A 15,208-nucleotide genomic window follows, 5' to 3' on the forward strand; every position below is an offset into this window, starting at 1 on the left:
CGGCCTTGCATGCTGCGCCACAGGAGGCGTCGGTCCATGCGCGGCCCGGAAAGCATCCCGGCTCCTGCGCGCGCAGGTTCGTGCGAGGAGCGGGCGGCGGCGCTGCGCACGGAACGCCGCGGGCGGCTTCGCGCGGGCATGGCGAGGCCGGAAATGGGACGGACCGTGCCGCCTGCCGCATCGGCTTCGCTCAGGTGAGGGCGCGGTATTCGATGCAGGGGCGCGAGCGTTCCCAGGCGCGGCCGAATTCCCGCTGCAAGCGCCGCGCCTGCACCGGAACCCGGAGGCCGCCCTCGCCGCCGAAGCGGTCGCCCAGCGGGCGGAAGCACATGCCGCCGGTATCGTTGAAGGCATGTGCGGACGGATAGCCGGCATCGACCGGGTCCTGGACCTGGCGGAAGGCGAACACGCTGGGCAGGCGCTGGGCCAGGGCCAGCAGCGGCGCGTCGTCGCGCTGGGGCGTGGCGGCGTCCTGCAGCAGGAGGCGCACGCGCCGCTCGCCGGAGCGGATGGCGAAGCGGCGCAGCGCGTCGATCACGTCCGTGCGGTCGAGCAGGCCCGGGTCCAGGCGCCGGCTGTAGATCCCCAGTTCGCGCCGGGCGCTGGCGGCCAGCGCCAGCAGCAGCGCGGCCGCGCCGTCGGCATCGGCGAAGGGAGTGGGGCCGTCCAGGCGGCAGCGCATCTGGCGATGGCCGATGCCGGCCTCCTCGAAGCCCGGGCCGAAGGGCACGAATCCCGCACGGGCATAGAAGGGCAATGCATGGCACTGCGCGTGCAGCGACACCTCCGGCCAGCCGCGGCGGCGGGCCTCTTCCACCAATGCATCCAGCAGCGCGCGGCCGATGCCGCGGCCACGGGCGGAGGCGAGCACGGCCATGCGCCCGATCCGGCGCTCGGGCGTCAGCCGGGCGGTTCCCAGCACCCGGCCGTCCGGGGCCAGGGCGAGCACGTGGTGGCTCGACGGGTCCAGCGCATCGCGTTCCAGCTCCGGCGGGACCCGTTGCTCGCGCACGAAGACGTCCTCGCGCAGCGCGTGCAGCCGCGCATGGTCTCGGGCGTAGTCGGCCGCCGCGACGGCGATGCCGGTCACACCGGTGCGTCCGCGTCCGGGTCGTGGCCCTGCAGGGCGTAGTGCCCGGACTGGTGCAGGGCGAGCACGGCGTCGCGTCCCTTCGGCGACAGGGCCGACCAGGCCGCCGCATCAATGCGCGATGCGGCGGCGATGCGGCGCGCATCGGCCACCGCCAGGCCCAGCGTGCGGCCGCTGCAGAACAGGCTGGCGCCGCGGCGATTGCGCCGCCAGGCCATCCGCGACCACGGATGGCGCTGCAGCGCCGCGCCATGGGCCAGCAGTTCCTCCACGCCCTCGCGTGGCAGCTCCGCGCCGGAAGGCATGACCTCGCCGGCGGCGCGGTAGGTGGTGATGAAGCGGCCGAACCAGTCGCCCAGGCGGTCCGGGTCGTCCATGCGGATCGCGTTGAGCGCCTCGACCACGCGGCCCATGGCCGCCGCGTCGATTTCCCCCGGGTCGGCCGGCAGGGCCAGGTCCTCGTCGTGGTAGCGGACGGACTCGTCGGCGTCGATCAACACCTCGTCCAGCCAGTCGCCGATGAGTTCGGCCGAGGACGGCGCGCGCGTGCCCACCGAGAAGGTCAGGCACGGTTCCTCGGCCACGCCGTGGTGCGGGACCAGCGGCGGCAGGTAGAGCATGTCGCCCGGGCCCAGCACCCAGTCGTGGGTGGGCCGGAAGCGGCGCAGCAGCTTGATCGCCACGTCCTCGCGGAAGGACAGGTCCGGCGCCTTGCGGCCCATCGCCGCGCTGGCGTCGATCTGCCAGCGGCGGTGGCCCAGGGCCTGCAGCAGGAACACGTCGTAGTGGTCCACGTGCGCGCCGACCGAGCCGCCGGTGGCGGCGAAGCTGACCATCACGTCGTCGATGCGCCAGCGCGGAAGGAAGCGGAAGTGATCCAGCACCGCGGCCACGTCCGGGTCCCACTTGTCCACGTCCTGCACCAGCAGGGTCCAGTCGCGGTCGGGCAGGCCGGGGAAATCCTCTTCCTGGAAGGGGCCGGTGCGCACGTCCCAGCTTCCTTCGGCGCGATCGTGGGCGACCAGCCGCGCCAGGGCGCCTTCCTCGCAGGCCAGGCCGGCCAGGTCTTCGGGCATGACCGGGGTCTGGAAGCCGGGGAAGGCGTTGCGGATCAGCAACGGCCGTTTGTGCCAGTAGTGGCGCAGGAACCGCTGCGGCGGCATGCCCAGCGGCTGCCCGCCGGTGGCCTGGATCTCGAATGGCAGGGCAGCGGCTCTCGGCGTCTTCTTCATCGATGCGGGGGCGGGGCGGCAAGGCGGCCATTGTCGCGCATGCACGGGTCCCCGGTTGATCGGCAGAACGCCCGCCGGTGCCATCGGTCGCGGAGCGGGCACGGCGGCCGGGCGGGCGGCCCTCGGCCCGGCCCGCCGCGCTAGCGCGGCGGCGCGGCGGCTTCTTCCTCGGCCAAGCGCCGGTCCAGGCGGGCGCGGGCCTTGTCCGCGTACGCCCGGCAGGCGCCCGGTGCGGCCAGCGGCTGGTCCGCGTCCGTGCCGATACGCGACAGCAGGCCGCTGGCGGACGGGTGCGGGGTGATCAGGATGTCGCAAGGCAGGGCGGCGACCGTGTCCAGGCTGCGGCGAAACGCGGCCAGGTAGCCCGGGTGCGCTTCTTCGTCGCCGAAGCGCCAGTCGTCGTCGGAGATCGCGGTCAGGCTGTCGGCGTAGGCGATGTCCAGGCATTCCCGCCCCTCGCAGGAGCGCCAGGTCCAACTGGTGCTGCCGAGGGTATGCCCGGGCGTGGCGTGGGCGGTCAGGCGCAGCGGTCCCAGTTCCAGCACCTGGCCGTCGGCGATCGGACGGACCTCGCCGGGCAGCGGCGCGAACGCCTCCAGCACGCCGTACTGTGGATCGTCGCGGCCGCTGCGGCCGCGGCGCAGCACCTCGGCCGCCGGGGCGCGGGCCACCACGGTGGCGCCGCTGGCCTGCTGCAGCGCGGCGATGCCGCCGGCGTGGTCGAAATGCTCGTGGGAGCCGGCGATGTAGCGCACGTCGCGCAGGTCGAAGCCCAGGGCGCGGATGTTGGCCTCGATCAGCGCCGCGCCCTGGGCGGTGCCGCCGTCGAGCAGGACGTGGCCTTCGGGCGAGGCCAGCAGCAGCGCGGTGATGCCGCAGGTGCCCACGTACCAGGTGTCGCCGTGGATGTGGTGCGGAGCCGAGGGCGTGTCCCAGCCGGCGTCGGCCGGGCAGCGCGCCGGCAGCGGCGCGGCGGGGGCCGCATGCGCGCCGCCGGCCGTGGCGGCCAGGAGCAGCAGGCCGAGGGGCGGGGCACGGAAGGCGGGCATGCGGGAATCCTGGAAAGCGGGCGTGGGCCGGAACTCTAGCAGGCGCCCGTGGCGGCGTGCCTGCCATCGCGGTGCGCCGGAGAGGCACGGCTGGGGGGCGTCCCGGCACGATGCCTGCCGCCACTCATGTCCCCGGCCACGGCCGGCGGCCGGAGCCTCCTCCTTCTGCTTTCCGTCGGCAGGCATCCGGGACGCTTCGGGTGGGCCGGCCCGCAAAGAGCTGGGTCCCCGCGAGATCGGCCATCCGGCTGCGAGGCGTTTCGCAGGGACGACGGCCGAGGCGCCTCAGCGCCTCAGATGCCGCGGGCCAGCTTCTCGGCCAGGCCGGTGTAGCCGGCGGGGGTAAGCGCGGCCAGGCGCTCGCGCACGTCCGCCGGCAGGTCCAGCGAAGCGACGAAGCCGCGCATGGCCTGCGCGTCGATGCCCTGGCCGCGGGTCAGCGCCTTGAGCTGCTCATACGGGTTGGGCAGGCCGTGGCGGCGCATCACCGTCTGCACGGCCTCGGCCAGCACCTCCCAGGCCGCGTCCAGGTCGGCGTCCAGGCGCTCGGGGTTCACGGTCAGCTTGCCCAGGCCCTTGGCCAGCGAGTCCAGCGCCACCTGGGTGTGGCCGAAGGCCGTGCCCAGCGCGCGCAGCACCGTGGAGTCGGTGAGGTCGCGCTGCCAGCGGCTGATCGGCAGCTTGGCGGAGAAGTGCTCGAACAGGGCATTGGCGACGCCGAAGTTGCCTTCGGCGTTCTCGAAGTCGATCGGGTTGACCTTGTGCGGCATGGTCGAGGAACCGATCTCGCCTTCCTTGAGCTTCTGCTTGAAGTAGCCCAGCGAGATGTAGCCCCACACGTCCCGGGCCAGGTCGACCAGCACGGTGTTGGCGCGGCGCACCGCGTCGCCCAGCTCGGCGATGCTGTCGTGCGGCTCGATCTGGGTGGTGTAGGGGTTGAACGGCAGACCCAGCGATTCGACGAAGCGCTGCGCGAACGCCGGCCAGTCCACGTCCGGGTAGCTCACGGCGTGGGCGTTGTAGTTGCCCACCGCGCCGTTGATCTTGCCGGTCAGTTCGACCGCGGCGATCTGTCGGCGCTGGCGCTCCAGGCGGGCCACCACGTTGGCCACTTCCTTGCCCAGGGTGGTGGGCGAGGCGGTCTGGCCGTGGGTGCGCGAGAGCATCGGCTGGGCGGCCTGGTCGTGGGCCAGCCGGCGCAGGACGGAGGCGACGCCGTCGATCGCCGGCAGCAGCACGGTGTCGCGCGCCTGGCGCAGCATCAGCGCGTAGGACAGGTTGTTGATGTCCTCGCTGGTGCAGGCGAAGTGGACGAACTCCAGGGCGGGGCCGAGTTCTCCGGCATCGTCCTGCAGCCGCTCCTTGATGAAGTATTCCACCGCCTTGACGTCGTGGTTGGTGGTGCGCTCGATTTCCTTGACCCGGGCCGCGTCGGCGACCGAGAAGCCTTCGGCCAGCGCGCGCAGGCGCGCCTGGGCCTGGGCGGAGAAGGCTGGAAGCTCGGCGATGCCCGGTTCGGCCGCCAACGCCAGCAGCCATTCCACCTCTACCTTCGCCCGGGCGCGGATCAGGCCGTACTCGGAGAAGATCGGGCGCAGCGCATCGACCTTGGCGGCGTAGCGGCCGTCGAGCGGGGACAGGGCGAGCAGGGCGGAATCCGGCATGGGAAGGCTTGGCTGGTGGACGGAGCCGCCTAGTTTAGGACGTGTAGTCCCGCGTGTGGCTGGCAGGGGCCAACGCCGCGGTCCGGCGGATGGGTCCGTGCCATGCGTGGGGCGGCCGCGCAAGGGAGGCGTCGCCCGGCAATAAACCGCGAGGCGGGCTGCGTTCCGTGGAGGAGGGGCGAAGAATCGCGACAAGGCCCGGCCGGTGGGACGAAAGCCCGGGGCAGACGGCCTGGCGTATGCTGCCCAGCCTCAGCCAGCCGCCGGTTCCGCCGGCCGCCCGCCGTAGTCCATCCTCACTGGAGACGGTCAATGAGCAAGACCCCCCCCCGTTCCCGCGCCCAGGCGCCGGCGGCCCGCAGGCCCCGCAATCCCCGCGCGACCGCCGCGGCCGCCGCGGCCGACGCCTCCACCGTGCGCACCCGTACCGAACGCGACAGCATGGGCGAGCTGCAGGTCCCGGCCGATGCCCTGTGGGGCGCGCAGACCCAGCGCGCGGTGCAGAACTTCCCCGTCTCGGGGCGGCCGATGCCGCGCGGCTTCATCCGTGCGCTGGGCCTGGTCAAGGCCGCCGCGGCCGAGGTCAACGCCGGCCTGGGCCTGCTGCCCAAGGGCGTGGCCGCCGCGGTGCGCGCCGCGGCGCTGGACGTGGCCGCGGGCCGGTACGACGCCCACTTCCCGGTCGACATCTACCAGACCGGCTCGGGCACTTCGTCGAACATGAACGCCAACGAGGTGATCGCCGCGCTGGCGACGCGCCGGCGGGAGGGGGCCTCCGGCAGGGCGGACAAGGGCAAGGTGCACCCGAACGACCACGTCAACCTGGGCCAGAGTTCCAACGACGTGGTGCCCACCGCGATCCGGGTCTCGGCGCAACTGGCGGTGGTCGAGGACCTGCTGCCGGCGCTCAAGCACCTGCGCCGTACCATCCGCCGCCGCGGCCGCGAGCTGCGCCGGGTGGTCAAGACCGGCCGTACCCACCTGATGGACGCGATGCCGCTGACCTTCGAGCAGGAGTTCGGTGCCTGGGCCTCGCAGTTGGAATCGGCCGAGGCGCGCATCGAGGATGCGCTCAAGCGCCTGCGCCGCCTGCCACTGGGCGGTACGGCCATCGGCAGCGGGATCAATGCCGACCCACGCTTCGGCCCGAAGGCGGCCAAGGCGATCTCGGCGCTGGCCGGCACCCGGTTCGAGAGCGCCGACGACAAGTTCGAGGGCCTGGCCGCGCAGGACGACGCGGTCGAATTGTCCGGCCAGCTCAACGCGCTGGCGGTGGCCCTGATCAAGATCGCCAATGACCTGCGCTGGATGAACGCCGGGCCGTTGGCCGGGCTGGGCGAGATCGAGCTGCCGGCATTGCAGCCGGGCAGTTCGATCATGCCCGGCAAGGTCAACCCGGTGATCCCGGAGGCGACGGTCATGGCCGCCGCGCAGGTGATCGGCCATCACACCGCCATTACCGTGGCCGGGCAGACCGGCAACTTCCAGCTCAACGTGACCCTGCCGCTGATCGCGGCCAACCTGCTGGAGTCGATCCAACTGCTGTCGAACGTCTCGCGGCTGCTGGCCGATTCGAGCATCGCCGGGCTGAAGGTGCGCGGCGAGCGGGTGAAGGAGGCGCTGGAACGCAACCCGATCCTGGTCACCGCGCTGAACCCGGTGATCGGCTACGAGAAGGGCGCGGCCATCGCCAAGCGCGCCTACAAGGAAGGGCGGCCGGTGCTGGAGGTGGCGATGGAAGTCACCGGCCTGCCGGAGAAGACGCTCGGGCCGCTGCTGGACCCGGCGCTGCTGGCGCGGGGCGGCATCCACGGCAAGCCCGGCGGCGGAGGCGGCTGAGCGCCGTCGCCGCCGGCCCGGCCGCGGTCCCGCGCCTGCTTCAGGATGCCGCGGCCTCGGCGGCCTCGGCGGCCTCGCGGTCTTCGCGGCAGTCCTCGATGTCCGATGCGTCCATCGTCGCGTAGGGGACGAAGGCGGGCAGCACGGCGGCCAGGGCCTGTTGCGACTGCAGCAGGGCGGGCATGCGGTCGCAGATCTTCAGCGCTTCGGCCTCGATCCGCCTGCCCTCGGCCTCCATCTGCTTTTCGAACGCGTCCGAGTCGCCGCTGAGCACGCTCTTCAGCGCGCCCACCGCCGCCTTGGCGCCGAGGTCCGCGCCCTGCGCGCCCACCTCGATGCCGGCTTCGGCGATGGCGACGATGCGTGCGCGGTGGACCAGCAGCAGCCGGCGCTGCTCCTCGTTCACCGGTACCGCCTTGCCGTCGATCAGCAGGTCGCCCTGCGGGCTGATCTCGGCCCGCGGCAGGTCGCCGGCATCGCGGTTGCGGCCGCCGAGGTTGATGCCCTTGCCGGCGTCGCCGCCGATGGGGATGTTCTTCGTGGCCAGCTCCTGGCGGGCCTTTTCCAGCCCCTGGCGAACGGCCTGGCCGAGCAGGGTGTCGCTCTTGCCGGCGGTGGCCGGGTCGGCGGGAGCCGGTTCACGGCTGCAGGCGGCCAGCGGCAGCAGGCACGCCAACAGTACGGGCAGGACATGTGGGCGCGGGCGGAAAGCGTTCATGGGTAAGTCTCCGTTGGAGAGGAAGGCGCGCCGATTCGCGCTCTGGTCGGGCACGTGCATCCCGGTGGTCGGGTGGCGCGGCGGCATGCCGGCGGTGGTCGCCCGGCCGGCCGCCGCGGCCGGTCAGGCTTCGTCGCGCCAGCGGCGCAGGTACACCGCCATCGCGATGAAGGCCACACCCACCGCCGCGCCGATCCAGATGTCGGCGGCGGCGAAGGCGTGCCAGCTACGGGTCAGGTCGATCGCATTGGCCAGGTCGTCGGGCGTCGCGGCCCGGACCGCGGGGTCAGCGATGCCGCCGCTGATGGTCGGGTACCAGGTGCCGGGCAGCACGCTCAGCAGCATGCGGTAGAAGCCGGCGTACCAGACCGTGCCGTGCGCGATCTGCACGCCGGGCAGGATCGAGACCATGCTGATGACCACGCAGGCCAGCACCGGCACCAGTACCGCCCACAGGAACGGCTTGGAACGGGCGGCGGCCGAGCAGAACATCAGCCAGCCCACCGTCGGCAGGGCCCAGACCATGTACACCGGCAGCGAGGCCAGCACGCCGCCGATGATCCGCAGCGGATGGGACTGGGTGAACACCGCCGTGGCCGCGGGCAGGCCGTTGATGGTGATGGTGAGGGCGCAGGCCACCCACAGCGCCACGCCGATCAGCAGGCCCACCCCGATCGCGTACAGCGGCGCCAGCACCAGGGCCCAGGTCGCCTTGGACAGCACCATCTGCAGGTCCGACACCGGCAGCGACTTCCAGAACAGCACGCTGCGGTCGCGGCGGTCGTCGTACAGCGAGCCCAGCGCGTAGAAGAACACCACGAACGCCAGCACCACGCAGGCCAGCATCACGCCGGACAGCAGCATGCCGTCGCCCATCGCGCCCAGCGCCTGGTGCATCTGGCCGGCCTCGCCGCCGAACACGAAGCCGCTGTCGCCCATGCTGCGGCGGGCGGCGATGCTGCCGATGACCGCCAGGATCAGGTTCAGCACTACGATAATGGCGCCGGCGATGGCCGGGGCCCAGACGAATCCTCCGCGGTTCTCCCAGAACTCGCGCTTCAGCAGCCAGGCGAACTTGGCCATGGCCGGCGCGCGGGCCGGCGTGGCGGGCAGTGCGTTCATGCGTAGGTTCCCTTCATGATGGCCACGAACAGGTCGGCCAGGCCGGGCTTGCGGGTCTCGCCCAGGCCCGATAGCTGCGCCTGCCGCACCCCGTCGTACAGCAGCACGGTCTTGCCGAAGGGCAGGGCGCGCTCGTCGATGGGCCGCAGTGCGCGCGCCGGCTCCAGCGCGTCGGCGCCGACCAGCAGCTCGGTGTAGCGGTCGGCCACTTCGTCCATCTCGGCCGAGAGCACGATCCGGCCGTCGCGGATGAACAGCACGTCGGTGAGGATGTGCTCGATCTCCTCGACCTGGTGGGTGGTGACCAGGATGGTCTTGTGCTCGTCGAAGTAGTCCTCCAGCAGGCGCTGGTAGAACTGCTTGCGGTAGAGGATATCCAGGCCCAGGGTCGGCTCGTCCAGCACCAGCAGGCGCGCGTCGATGGCCATCACCAGGGCCAGGTGCAACTGCACGATCATGCCCTTGGACATCTCGCGCACGCGCAGCTTCGGGTCGAGCTGGGTGTTGGCCAGGAAGCGCTCGCACTTAGCGCGGTCGAAGCGCGGATGCACGCCGGCGACGAAGTCGATCGCCTCGCGCACCCGCAGCCAGCGCGGCAGCACCGCCACGTCGGCGATGAAGCAGACCTGGTTCATCAGCTCCTCGCGCCGGGTGCGCGGGTCGAGGCCCAGCACGCTCAGCCGGCCCTCGAACGGGATCAGGCCGAGGATGGCCTTCAGCGCGGTGGTCTTGCCGGCGCCGTTGGGGCCGATCAGGCCGACGATGCGCCCGGCGCCGATCCGGAAGTCGGCGCCGGCCACCGCCAGCTTGTGCTTGTAGGCCTTGCGCAGGCCATGGGCGGAGACCACCGCCGCGTCGGGGTGGTCGGTCTCGGGGGCGAGGGCGCTCATCGGCGGTTCTCCAGGGAATCGAGCAGGTCCTGCATGGACAGGCCCAGGCGTTGGATGCGTTCGGCCACGGCGGGCCATTCTTCGGTGAGGAAGCGCTCGCGCTCGCTGCTGCGCAGCTTCTTGGAGGCTTCCTCGGTGACGAACATGCCCAGCCCGCGCCGCTTCTCCACCAGGCCCTCGTCGGCCAGTTCCTGGTAGGCGCGGGAGACGGTGATCGGGTTGAGCCGGTATTCGGCCGCGACCTGGCGGACCGAGGGCAGGGCCTCGCCCGGCGTGAGCAGCCCGTCCAGCATCATGGCGATCACCCGCTCCTTGAGTTGCCGGTAGATCGGAGCGCCGTCGCTCCATTGGATGTCGCTCATGGGTCAGCCCCGGGGGCGCAAGGCGCGTGCGAAGGAGAAGTAGGGCATGGACGAGGACGCCCGGACCCGCCGCATCGGACGCTTAACGGCGTCCCCCGGTTCGCCCTGCGCATGCTCCACGGCCGACCCGGCCGGTCCATAATCGGCCGGCCGCGGATCCTGTTCGGGCAGCCAACGCATGGCGGACAGGGCCATCGTCACGCCCATCGCCGCCCATCCCAGCCGGCCCGCGTAAGAGATGCGCTTCATGGTCTTCACCCTGCTTGTCTGGTGTTGTATTCAACTATAACACCTAAACACGTGGAGTCAACACTCCCCCTTCCAATCGATGGCCCTCATCCGGCCGTCCTGCATCAGGAGGCACTTCGATGTCCCTCAAGTACCTGATTTCCATTGCGATTTCCCTGGGCCTAGCCGCCTCTGCCAGTGCCGCCGGTCCGTCCCTTCTGGACGTGGAATACCGTCCGCTGGCCGGAAAGACACCGGTCAACCTGGCCCAGCAGCACGCCGGGAAGGTGCTGCTGGTGGTCAATACCGCCAGCAAGTGCGGCTTCACCCCGCAGTACGAAGGCCTGGAGGCGCTGCAGCAGCACTACGCGGCGCGCGGCTTCGCGGTGCTCGGCTTCCCGTCCAACGACTTCCGCAACCAGGAGTCCGGCGACGAGGCGCAGATCCAGGAGTTCTGCACGCTCACCTACGGGGTCAAGTTCCCCATGTACGAGAAGGTGCACGTGCTCGGCGCGCAGGCCACGCCGCTGTACCAGCGCCTGGCCCGGGCCACCGGCACCGAGCCGGGCTGGAACTTCCACAAGTATCTGGTCTCGCGCGATGGTCGCGTGGTCGGCAACTGGGTCAGCACGGTGGAGCCGCAGGACCCCGCGCTGGTGGCGGCGATCGAGCGCGAACTCAAGGCGGCGGTGCCGGCGCACTGATCCGGCATGGCGCGTGCGTGCGACAATGCGCCCGCGCCGGCCCCGGCCGGCGGATCGATCCAACCCTTACGGAACTCTGACGAATGAACAACCGCATGCGCGGCGCGCTGGCGTCGCTGGTGATGGGAGCGAGCATGATGACGGGAGCGGCGATGGCACAGGACAAGGCCGCGCTGGCCACCGAGAAGGACAAGGTCAGCTACGCGATCGGCCTGGACGTGGCCCGCTCGTTCGAGTCGGTCGCCCAGGACATCGACCTGGCCGCGCTGCGCCGTGCGGTGGAGAACGCCTTCGCCGGCGCCGAGCCGCTGCAGCCGGAGGAGCAGGCCCAGGCGATCCACATGGCGCTGCAGACCGTGGTGGCGGCGCGCTCCGGGCAGCGCGTGCCGGGCATGGCGCCCGGCAGCGAGCCGCAGGCGCCGCCCAGGGAGCAGGTCGGCCTGCTGGTGGGCGACCGCATGGTCGGCCCCTCGCTGGAACCGCTGAAGGACGACCTGGACCTGGACGTGCTGTTCCAGGCGCTGCGCACCTCCTTCGCCAAGGGCACCCCGCTGCTGAACGAGCAGGAGGCCATGGCCACCCTGCAGGCCTACATGGGCCGCAAGCAGCAGGTCGCCGCGCAGCAGAACCGCGCCGACGGCGCCGCGTTCCTGGCCAAGAACCGCGAGCAGAAGGGCGTGATCGCCAGGCCGTCGGGCCTGCAGTACCTGGTCCTGCGCGAGGGCAGCGGCCCGCGTCCGATGCCGAGCGACCGGGTGCGCGTGAACTACGAGGGCAAGTTGCTGGACGGCACCGTGTTCGACAGTTCCTACGAGCGCGGCCAGCCGGCCGAGTTCGGCCTGGACCAGGTGATTGCCGGCTGGACCGAGGGCGTGGCGCTGATGCCGGTGGGCGCCAAGTACCGCTTCTGGATCCCGTCGGACCTGGCCTACGGCGCCAACGGCGCGCCGGGCGGCAAGATCGGCCCGGACGCGACCCTGACCTTCGACGTGGAACTGCTGGGCATCGCCCCGTAAGTCCGGCGTCACGACGGAAGCCACGATGCGCGTCGCGATCTTCGGAACCGGTTACGTGGGCCTGGTCACCGGGACCTGCCTGGCCGAGGTCGGCCACGAGGTGGTCTGCGTCGACGTCGACGCGGCCAAGATCGAGGGCCTGAAGAACGGGGTCGTCCCGATCTACGAGCCCGGGCTGGAGCCGATGGTCCGGGCCAACCACGCCGCCGGCCGGCTGCACTTCACCACCGATGCGGCCGTCGCCGTGGCCCATGGCGACCTGGTGTTCATCGCCGTGGGCACGCCGGCCGAAGAGGACGGCAGCGCCGACCTGCAGCACGTGCTGGCCGTGGCCCGGACCATCGGCCGGCACATCGACGGCCCGGTGGTGGTGGTGGGCAAGTCCACCGTGCCGGTGGGCACCGCCGACCGGGTGCGCGCGGCCATCGCCGCCGAACTGGAGGCGCGCGGGGCCGACGTCCCGTTCGACGTGGTCTCCAATCCCGAGTTCCTCAAGGAAGGCGACGCGGTGGCCGACTGCATGCGCCCGGACCGCATCGTCATCGGCGCCGACAGCCATGCCGCGGTGGCACGCATGCGCCGCCTGTACGCGCCGTTCAACCGCAACCACGACCGCTTCGTGGTGATGGACGTGCGCTCGGCCGAACTGACCAAGTACGCGGCCAACGCCATGCTGGCGACCAAGATCAGCTTCATGAACGAGATCGCCAACATCGCCGAGCGCGTGGGCGCGGACGTGGAGGCGGTGCGCAAGGGCATCGGCTCGGACCCGCGCATCGGCTGGCACTTCATCTATCCCGGCGCTGGCTACGGCGGGTCGTGCTTCCCCAAGGACGTGCAGGCGCTGGCCCGCACCGCCCACGCGCATGGCTACGATGCGCGCCTGCTGCAGGCGGTGGAGGACGTGAACGAGCGCCAGAAGGGCCACCTGTTCGAGCTGGTCCAGCGCCATTACGACCGTGGCGAGGACGAGGGCGTGCGCGGCAAGGCGTTCGCGGTGTGGGGGCTGGCGTTCAAGCCCAACACCGACGACATGCGCGAGGCCTCCAGCCGGCGCCTGCTGGAACAGTTGTGGGAGGCCGGCGCCACGGTGCGGGCCTACGACCCCGAGGCGATGGACGAGGCCCGCCGTCTCTACGGGCAGCGCGATGACCTGGTGCTGTGCGAATCGGCGCCCGCCGCCCTGGAAGGCGCCGACGCATTGGTGGTGGTCACCGAATGGAAGGAGTTCCGCATCCCCGACTTCGGCCGCCTGCAGGCGGCGCTGGCCGACGCGGTGGTGTTCGACGGCCGCAACCTGTACGAGCCGGAGGAGGCCGAGGCCGCGGGCTTGGCCTACTACGGCATCGGGCGCGGCCGTTCGGTGCGGGTGCCGTGAGTCCGGTGCAGGCGACGATGCCGGGCATGGACGGCGGCGATGGACTGGAGCGCCGGCTGGTCGAGCTGGAGACCCGGCTCGCGTTCCAGGAGCATGCCCTGTCCGAACTGAGCGAGGCCCTGGCCGAGGCGCGCCTGGAGCGCGCGCGCAGCGACGAGCTGCTGCAACTGGTGCTGGCCGACCTGCGCGGCCTGCGCGGGGCCCTGTACGCCGACCCGGCCAGCGAGCCGCCGCCGCCGCATTATTGAGCCCGCGGGCGCCCGCCGCGCTCGCCGCCTCCCACCCCCACGCCGCCCTGCAGCGGCCGCCGCCATTCCGACGACGATGACCGACAGCTTTCGCGAACAGTTGCTCAACCTCGGCTTCAAGGCCGCGCCCAGGCCCGAGCGCAAGCCCGGCGGCAAGGGCGGCCACGGCGGACCGCGCAAGGAAGGAGCGCCCGGTGGCGGGCCGGCGAAGGATGGTTCGCCACGCGGCGCGCACCGCGGCGGACCCGCGCACGATGGCGCGCGCGGCGGCCGGCATCCGGGCGAAGGCAAGTCCGGCGCGTCCGGCAAGCAAGGCCGGGCCGCGCCACGGGCCGCGCATGCGCAAGACGGCGCCCGCCGCAAGGCGGAGATGGACCTGGGCAAGGCCTGGGCGCTGCGCGCGCAACAGGAGAAGCACGAGCGCATCGAGGCCGAGCGCATCAAGCAGGAGGAAGCGCGCCAGCGTCGCGAAGCGCGGGCGAAGCTGGAGGAACTGCTGCAGGGCAGGGCGTTCAACGACGCGGCCGCCGAGATCGCCCGCCATTTCGAGTACGGCGGCAAGATCAAGCGCATCTATGTCACCGAGGCCCAGCTCAAGGCGCTCAACGCCGGTGCGCTGGGCGTGGTCCAGCTCAACGGCCGCTACCTGCTGGTCGATGCGGCGGTGCTGGCGCAGGCCGCGGCGGTGTTCCCGCCGGCGGTGGCGCTGAAGGTCGATCCGGACGCGCCCGCGCAGGACGATCCCTACGCCGACCCGCGCTACCAGGTGCCCGACGACCTGGTCTGGTGAGGGCGCGGCGCGGCGGGCGTCCTTTCCCCCGGCTGCGCGCCCGTCCTCTTCACGCGACAAGGCTTGCCCGGCGACCGCATCGCCGGCTAGCCTGCGTCCACTTATGGACACCCCCCTTCGACTCCTGATTCACGGCGCATCCGGGCGCATGGGCCAGGCGCTGCTGCGCCTGGCGGCCGAAGCGCCCGATGCCTGGCAGGTGGTGGCCGCCGTCACCCGGCGCGCGCCCGCGCAGCGCGTGGCCGACGGCGTGCCGTTCTTCGCCGCCGCCGAACTGGCCGCGGTGCCCGAATTCGACGCGGCCATCGACTTCAGCCTGCCGGAAGGCTTCGACCCGGTGCTGGCGCTGTGCGTGGAGCGCGGCCGCGCGCTGGTGTCGGGCACGACCGGACTGGCGCCGGCGCAACGCGACGCGCTGGAGGCCGCCGCGCAGTCCATCGCGCTGCTGTGGGCCTCCAACTTCAGCGTCGGGGTGGCGGTGCTGAACGAACTGGTCGAACGCGCCGCGCGGGCGCTGCCGGGCTGGGACTGCGACATCGTCGAGTCGCACCACGCGCACAAGAAGGACGCGCCCTCGGGTACCGCCCTGACCCTGGGCGAAGCGGCCGCCGCCGGCGGGGCGCAGCCGCGCTACGCCAGCCTGCGCGCCGGCGACATCGTCGGCGAGCACCTGGTCCAGTTCGCCGGGCAGGGCGAGCGCGTGGAGCTGGTGCACCGCGCCACCAACCGCGACATCTTCGCGCGCGGGGCGCTGCAGGCCGCAACGCGCCTGAACGGGCGCGGGCCGGGCCTGTACAGCATGCGCGGGCTGCTGTTCGGCACGGCCTGAGCCGCCGCCGGCGGGCCGGCCCGCCGCCCGGCCAGCGTTCCCTTTTGGG

At 72.2% G+C, this 15,208-nt stretch carries 16 protein-coding genes; 7 read left to right on the top strand and 9 right to left on the bottom strand.

Annotation, left to right across the window (positions count from 1 at the left end; translation table 11 throughout):
• Window positions 1-190 precede the first annotated feature (190 nt).
• From HNR76_RS05970 to purB, 4 genes are all read right to left on the bottom strand, one after another.
• Window positions 191-1,090, bottom strand: a complete 900-nt coding sequence (locus HNR76_RS05970; RefSeq protein WP_162309959.1) for a GNAT family N-acetyltransferase — start codon at window positions 1,088-1,090, stop codon at window positions 191-193.
• Entirely contained in the window at window positions 1,087-2,322 is a 1,236-nt protein-coding gene (locus HNR76_RS05975; RefSeq protein ID WP_162309960.1) for a cupin domain-containing protein, read from the bottom strand. Before HNR76_RS05975 ends, HNR76_RS05970 begins: the two co-directional genes overlap by 4 nt.
• A gap of 140 nt (window positions 2,323-2,462) precedes the next feature.
• Window positions 2,463-3,371 carry a subclass B3 metallo-beta-lactamase gene (bla, locus tag HNR76_RS05980; RefSeq protein ID WP_162309961.1) on the bottom strand — a complete coding sequence of 303 codons (909 nt, stop codon included), beginning with the start codon at window positions 3,369-3,371 and terminating at the stop codon, window positions 2,463-2,465.
• Between the two features lie 293 nt (window positions 3,372-3,664).
• Window positions 3,665-5,035: an adenylosuccinate lyase gene (purB, locus tag HNR76_RS05985; RefSeq protein ID WP_162309962.1), complete on the bottom strand. Its 1,371-nt coding sequence runs from the start codon at window positions 5,033-5,035 to the stop codon at window positions 3,665-3,667.
• A 441-nt stretch (window positions 5,036-5,476) separates the two neighbouring features.
• Between purB and HNR76_RS05990 the strand changes: the two genes are divergently transcribed.
• Window positions 5,477-6,874, top strand: a complete 1,398-nt coding sequence (locus HNR76_RS05990; RefSeq protein ID WP_162310127.1) for a class II fumarate hydratase — start codon at window positions 5,477-5,479, stop codon at window positions 6,872-6,874.
• A 40-nt stretch (window positions 6,875-6,914) separates the two neighbouring features.
• On the opposite strand, the gene HNR76_RS05995 is transcribed toward HNR76_RS05990, so the two are convergent.
• From HNR76_RS05995 to HNR76_RS06015, 5 genes are all read right to left on the bottom strand, one after another.
• On the bottom strand, window positions 6,915-7,592 hold the full coding sequence (locus HNR76_RS05995) for a YggN family protein (protein WP_162309963.1): 678 nt from the start codon (window positions 7,590-7,592) through the stop codon (window positions 6,915-6,917).
• Window positions 7,593-7,715: 123 nt separating this feature from the next.
• Window positions 7,716-8,714, bottom strand: coding sequence for an ABC transporter permease (locus HNR76_RS06000; RefSeq protein WP_162309964.1), 999 nt, complete (start codon window positions 8,712-8,714; stop codon window positions 7,716-7,718).
• Window positions 8,711-9,604 (bottom strand): ABC transporter ATP-binding protein, encoded by an 894-nt coding sequence (locus HNR76_RS06005; protein WP_162309965.1) that lies wholly within the window; start codon window positions 9,602-9,604, stop codon window positions 8,711-8,713. The genes HNR76_RS06000 and HNR76_RS06005 overlap by 4 nt, the downstream gene beginning before the upstream one ends.
• Window positions 9,601-9,966, bottom strand: coding sequence for a GntR family transcriptional regulator (locus HNR76_RS06010; RefSeq protein ID WP_162309966.1), 366 nt, complete (start codon window positions 9,964-9,966; stop codon window positions 9,601-9,603). Before HNR76_RS06010 ends, HNR76_RS06005 begins: the two co-directional genes overlap by 4 nt.
• A 3-nt stretch (window positions 9,967-9,969) precedes the next feature.
• Window positions 9,970-10,215 carry a hypothetical protein gene (locus HNR76_RS06015; RefSeq protein WP_162309967.1) on the bottom strand — a complete coding sequence of 82 codons (246 nt, stop codon included), beginning with the start codon at window positions 10,213-10,215 and terminating at the stop codon, window positions 9,970-9,972.
• Window positions 10,216-10,334: 119 nt separating this feature from the next.
• Here HNR76_RS06015 and HNR76_RS06020 point away from each other — a divergent pair, with 119 nt between their 5' ends.
• The 6 genes from HNR76_RS06020 (at window position 10,335) to dapB (ending at window position 15,159) form a co-directional block, all read left to right on the top strand.
• Complete coding sequence (locus HNR76_RS06020) at window positions 10,335-10,898, top strand: glutathione peroxidase (RefSeq protein WP_162309968.1); 564 nt, start codon at window positions 10,335-10,337, stop codon at window positions 10,896-10,898.
• Between the two features lie 83 nt (window positions 10,899-10,981).
• Window positions 10,982-11,914 carry an FKBP-type peptidyl-prolyl cis-trans isomerase gene (locus tag HNR76_RS06025; RefSeq protein ID WP_162309969.1) on the top strand — a complete coding sequence of 311 codons (933 nt, stop codon included), beginning with the start codon at window positions 10,982-10,984 and terminating at the stop codon, window positions 11,912-11,914.
• Between the two features lie 25 nt (window positions 11,915-11,939).
• Window positions 11,940-13,292, top strand: a complete 1,353-nt coding sequence (locus tag HNR76_RS06030) for a UDP-glucose dehydrogenase family protein (RefSeq protein ID WP_162309970.1) — start codon at window positions 11,940-11,942, stop codon at window positions 13,290-13,292.
• Between the two features lie 17 nt (window positions 13,293-13,309).
• On the top strand, window positions 13,310-13,540 hold the full coding sequence (locus HNR76_RS06035; protein ID WP_183982172.1) for a SlyX family protein: 231 nt from the start codon (window positions 13,310-13,312) through the stop codon (window positions 13,538-13,540).
• Window positions 13,541-13,616: 76 nt separating this feature from the next.
• The gene (locus HNR76_RS06040) at window positions 13,617-14,330 is read left to right on the top strand and encodes a DUF2058 family protein (RefSeq protein ID WP_162309971.1); all 714 of its coding nucleotides are present in this window, start codon (window positions 13,617-13,619) and stop codon (window positions 14,328-14,330) included.
• A 103-nt stretch (window positions 14,331-14,433) separates the two neighbouring features.
• Window positions 14,434-15,159, top strand: coding sequence for a 4-hydroxy-tetrahydrodipicolinate reductase (gene dapB / locus HNR76_RS06045; protein WP_162309972.1), 726 nt, complete (start codon window positions 14,434-14,436; stop codon window positions 15,157-15,159).
• The last annotated feature ends 49 nt before the right edge of the window (window positions 15,160-15,208 follow it).

This window comes from Pseudoxanthomonas broegbernensis (assembly GCF_014202435.1).
Classification (GTDB): Bacteria; Pseudomonadota; Gammaproteobacteria; order Xanthomonadales; family Xanthomonadaceae; genus Pseudoxanthomonas; species Pseudoxanthomonas broegbernensis.